Consider the following 5,018-nt stretch of genomic DNA (forward strand, 5'->3'; position numbering starts at 1 on the left):
CTCAGTACACCCACACACAGAATTCGAAGGTCAAGTATACGTATTAACAAAAGAAGAAGGTGGAAGACATACCCCATTCTTCTCAGGATATAGACCACAATTCTTCTTCAGAACAACAGACGTAACAGGAGACATCCAACTAGAAGAAGGAACAGAAATGGTAATGCCAGGAGACAACGCAACATTCAAAATCAAATTACAAAAACCAATCGCTCTAGAAGAAGGATTAAGATTCGCAGTAAGAGAAGGTGGAAGAACAGTTGCATCTGGAGTTGTTTCTAAAGTAATTCAATAATATAAATTTAGGGCGAGTCTTTTCGACTTGCTCTTTTTTTATCTATTTTAGCTAGGAGTTTATATGAAAAATAAAAAAATATTTCTATTGTTTTTGCTCATAATTTCTATTAATTTTTCATCTTGTTCTTCAAGTAAAAATAATAAAATGAGTGATAATAGTTCATCTTCAAATATAACTTCTAATTTAAGTGAAAATAATAAGAAAGATAAGAAACCAACAGGAGAAGCTTATCTTGTTGGTGTAACACCTGATGATTATAATATGGATTATGATACATCTAGACTTAAATCTTTAAATGAAAAAAAATCTAAATATTATCCTAAAGATGGTGTTAAGGGAATTTATATTAATGCCTATTCGATAAATAATCCCAAGTCATTTAAGAAAAATCTTGATTTAATTGATAGCACTAAGTTAAATACTGTTGTTATTGATATTAAGGATGATTGGGGAAATATTACTTGTGATTTTAAATCTGATAATAAAGATATAAAATATGCTACTGATAAAGTTATTGATGCTGAAGAATTTATAAAAAAGATGCATAAAAAAGGCATATATGTTATTGGTAGGATTACTACTTTTAAGGATTCTATTATTACTGAAAAACATCCTGATTGGGGATTTGTTTTAGAAGATGGTTCTTTATGGAGAAATGGACTTGATGAAGCTTTTATGAATCCTTATTTGGATGATGTAAGAAATTATAATTTAAAAATTGCTGAGCTTGCAGCAAATGTTGGTTTTGATGAAATTCAATTTGATTATGTAAGATTTGCAGAAGGTTTTGAAACTTTTAATGAAAAATTGGATTATTCAAAAGGTAAATGGGAAAAAATTCAAAAAAAAGATGAGGATAAGAGGGTTGATGCCATTACTAGCTTTGTAAAAGAAGCAAGGGAGATGCTCCAAGCTTATGATACTCCTTGTGGGATTGATGTTTTTGGTTATTCAATGCAAGTTGGAAAAGCTGGGGGAATTGGTCAAGATTTTAAAGAAATATCTAATCAAGCTGATGTTATGAGTTCTATGATATACCCTTCTCATTGGGGACTTTATTCTTTTGATATAGAAAAACCTGATCTTGAACCTTATGAATTAGTTAAAAGATATTTAAAAGAAGAACAAAAAGAATTATCTAAGATTGAACACAAACCAAAATCAAGACCATGGATTCAAGATTTCACAGCATCTTGGATTGGTAAAGGAAATTATATGGTTTATGATGCAAAGGCTGTTGAGGCTCAAATTAAAGCAATTTACGATAGTGGTCAAGATGAATTTTTAATTTGGAATTCAGCGTCTAAATATACTGAAGGCGTAAGTTACTAAAAAGTAGGATTTTATGGGAAAAAAAATAAAAGATATAATAGATAAGGGCATAAAAATAATTGAAGTTTTAATTTGCTTGACTATTTTGCTTACTTTATTATTGTCTGTACCAAATTTAATTAGATATTCGATTGATATTGTACAAACTTTACAATTAAGGCAAAATTATGAGCTGTTAAATGAATTTTTGAAGTATGCCCTTCTTTTGGTAGTAGGTATTGAGCTAATAGAGATGATAATTACTAGATCTCATGAAGCTATTTTAACTTTGATTTTGTTTGTAATTGCAAGAAAAATGCTTTTGTATTCTGTTGATTTAATTGATATTTTAATTGGATCTGTATCAATTGGTCTTATTTTTGCTATTATTAAATTTGTTGTAAAAGATGATAAATTGATGGCGAAAATCGACAATACTTATTCTGCAGCAATGACTGTAAAGCAAATTAAAAAAGAATACAAATTAGATTTACCACAAGATATGTCAAATACTTTGGGCGGCTTAGTTTATGAAATTGCAAAAATCGAAGGAATTGATGAGGTAAAAGAAAACACAAGATTGATTTATGGCTCTTATAAATTTAAAATTATAAGTATGAAAGATGGAGTCATTGAAAGAATTAGAATTGAAGAATTGAAATAAAAAAATCATTAGCCAAAATATGGCTAATGATTTTTTAAATTCTGTGATTTTTTCTAAATTGTGATGGAGTTATACCAACTTTTTTTCTAAAAACTTGGTTAAAATAAGATTGGGAATTGAAACCAACAATTGATGAAATTTCTTCCATTGAATGGTTTGTGCTTATTAGTAAATTTTTAGTTACTTCTATTCTTTTTAAAATTAAATAATCGATTGGTGTAACCCTGTATGATTGCTTAAATTCTGCAATTAAATGGAACTTATTCATAAAGGCCATTTTTGATAGACTTTCAAGTTTTATATCTTCAGAATAATTATTGTCGATGAAATTTTTAATATAATCAATTTGTTTATTTATTTTTATATCATTTGTTATTTCAAAATCATTTTTATATTTTCTAAGTAAGGAGATAACAAATTCGCTAGCCTTGGCGTTTGCCATAGATTGGGCAAACATATCTCCAGAATTAAATTCATCGTGAATTGTATTAAAAGAATCTATAAAATAATCCTTATTTTCTTCTATATTTTTAAATATGTATTTGTCTTCTTCTAAGCTGTCATCATTTTTGATATTTTTTACAAAAATACTATCAACACCAAAAGAAATAAAAGTTAAATTTTCATTTTCATTTGAATAAATGCTATGACCAACATTTGAATTAATTATAAAAAAGTCGTCTTTGCTGGTATCGATAACCTTATCTTCAATTGAAAATTTTCCCTTCCCATCTAAAATATAATAAAACTCAGTAAAGGGATGAAAATGAATCCTAGAGTTTATTTTATCAGAAGAAGAAAATTGTTTAGCATAGAGTACTTTAAGGTAAATACTTTGCACGGTTACACTTTCGTTTTCATTTTTATCTAAAATTTCCATAAATCTTGTCCTTTTTAATTTATTTATATATACATTATACAGAAAAAAGCCTTTTACTACAAGATAAATTTTGCTATAAGCTAAGAATTTAACTTTGTGATATAATATATTAAATAAATCATTATTAAAAATATAATTAATAATGTGTGCAATAATATATAGAAAGGAAGAATAATGGATACTAGAAAATATTTGGAAGGCGAGGGATACGATGGTTACAAATTTTTTGGAAATCACAAAAAGGCGAATAACTCATATATATTTAGAATCCTTGCTCCAAATGCAAAAAATGTTTATATAATAGGAGATTTTAACTTATGGACAGAAGAAAAACTTAGAAAATATTCTACGGGTGTTTTTTCAAAAACTATTAAAAATGTTAAAGAATTTGATAAATATTTGTACGTAATAGAAAATGAAAATGGGAAAAAATTTTATAAATTAGACCCATACGCAAAATTAATTGATAAGGAAAATGAAAATTCAATTGTCTATGATAAATCTTACAAATTTTCTTACAAGTACAAAAACAAAAAAAATCTAAATATATACCAAATGAGTGCAAAAAATTTTGATGGGAAAATTTTTGAAAATGAAAAAAATATGGATAAATTTATCCAATATTTAAAAGAAAATAATTTTACCCACATCGATTTTATGCCTATTTTTGCAAATAGACTTAAAGAAGATTTTTCTTACGGCTCAAGTTTTTATTTTTCTATAAATGAAAACTATATTGAAATTGAAAAAATAAAATTATTTATAGATTTGTGCCATAAAAATAAGCTTGGAATTATTTTTGAAATTGATATAAGCAGTTTTGATCCCTTTGAAAAATATTTAAATAAATTTGATGGCTCAAATATGTACAATTATGATTACGATGATATTTTGTATAATTATAGCGGATTAATAAACATAGATCCAACAAAAAATCTAGCAAAATCTTTTATTTTATCATTTGTAACTTATTTGATTAAAGAATTTAATATTGATGGAATTGCAATTACAAATTTAGAAAATCTTATATTTTGGCAAGGGGATAAGTCAAGAGGATACAATGAAAATTGGCTGGATTTTATAAGAAATATTAATGCATATATAAATGATTTAAATAAAATTTCTATTGGTTTTTATAATTCAATTTGGAAAAACGACATAAGGGAAGATTTGGGATTTGATTTGATTTATGATAGAACTCTTGCAAAACTTATAAAAATAAATCAAAAAAATCCTTTTGAAAGAGCTAATTATTCATATATAGTCAAAAATATTATAGAAAATGATTATAAGAATTATATACTTGGATTTAATTATTTTGATAGCCTTAGTGAAGGTGCATCTCTTGCAATGAAAATGAACTCAAATGATAAAAAGTATGATCAATTAAAAACTTTGTTTTTATTAGTTTATACTTTGAACTCAAATAAAATGATTTTTACATCAGATGAATTTGGCTCTTTAGAAACTTTTAATTTTGATAAGAAAATAAATATCTTCAAACAAAATGAAAGTGAAAAAGATTTTAATGAATTTTATAAAAAATTGAGCGATTTTTATATAAGAAATAAAAATTTATACGAAAATGAATCAAAGACAAAAATTCTTGAAATAGAAGGATATTCTTTGTATGCATTTAAAAGAATATATAAAAACGAAGAATATCTGGTAATAATTAATTTGACAGATTTGGAATATAAAATAGATTTGCCAGAAAAAATAGAAAAAATTTTAACAAGTTATAATGAAAATTATCACAGTAAAAATAAATTATATATACCAGCCTTTGGCTCAGGAATTTTTAAAATAAAATAAAAAAGGGAGAAAATTTCTCCCTTCAGAGCGTCGACAAACCCACCAATAAA

Annotated in this window: 4 protein-coding genes and 1 pseudogene; 4 read left to right on the top strand and 1 reads right to left on the bottom strand. The window is 25.6% G+C overall.

What is annotated here, in order from left to right; translation table 11 throughout:
• From tuf to HMPREF2852_RS02840, 3 genes and pseudogenes are all read left to right on the top strand, one after another.
• Nucleotides 1-295 (top strand): annotated as a pseudogene (gene tuf / locus HMPREF2852_RS02830) (elongation factor Tu); the annotation flags it as partial.
• A 63-nt stretch (nt 296-358) separates the two neighbouring features.
• On the top strand, nt 359-1,630 hold the full coding sequence (locus HMPREF2852_RS02835) for a putative glycoside hydrolase (RefSeq protein ID WP_070605858.1): 1,272 nt from the start codon (nt 359-361) through the stop codon (nt 1,628-1,630).
• Nucleotides 1,631-1,643: 13 nt separating this feature from the next.
• Nucleotides 1,644-2,273, top strand: a complete 630-nt coding sequence (locus tag HMPREF2852_RS02840; protein ID WP_004838946.1) for a transporter associated domain-containing protein — start codon at nt 1,644-1,646, stop codon at nt 2,271-2,273.
• Between the two features lie 34 nt (nt 2,274-2,307).
• On the opposite strand, the gene HMPREF2852_RS02845 is transcribed toward HMPREF2852_RS02840, so the two are convergent.
• Complete coding sequence (locus HMPREF2852_RS02845) at nt 2,308-3,153, bottom strand: helix-turn-helix domain-containing protein (RefSeq protein ID WP_070605859.1); 846 nt, start codon at nt 3,151-3,153, stop codon at nt 2,308-2,310.
• Nucleotides 3,154-3,327: 174 nt separating this feature from the next.
• On the opposite strand from HMPREF2852_RS02845, the gene HMPREF2852_RS02850 reads away from it, so the two are divergent.
• Complete coding sequence (locus tag HMPREF2852_RS02850) at nt 3,328-4,968, top strand: GlgB N-terminal domain-containing protein (protein WP_070605860.1); 1,641 nt, start codon at nt 3,328-3,330, stop codon at nt 4,966-4,968.
• Nucleotides 4,969-5,018 lie beyond the last annotated feature (50 nt).

The organism is Anaerococcus sp. HMSC065G05 (genome assembly GCF_001812365.1).
GTDB classification, from domain to species: Bacteria; Bacillota; Clostridia; order Tissierellales; family Peptoniphilaceae; genus Anaerococcus; species Anaerococcus vaginalis.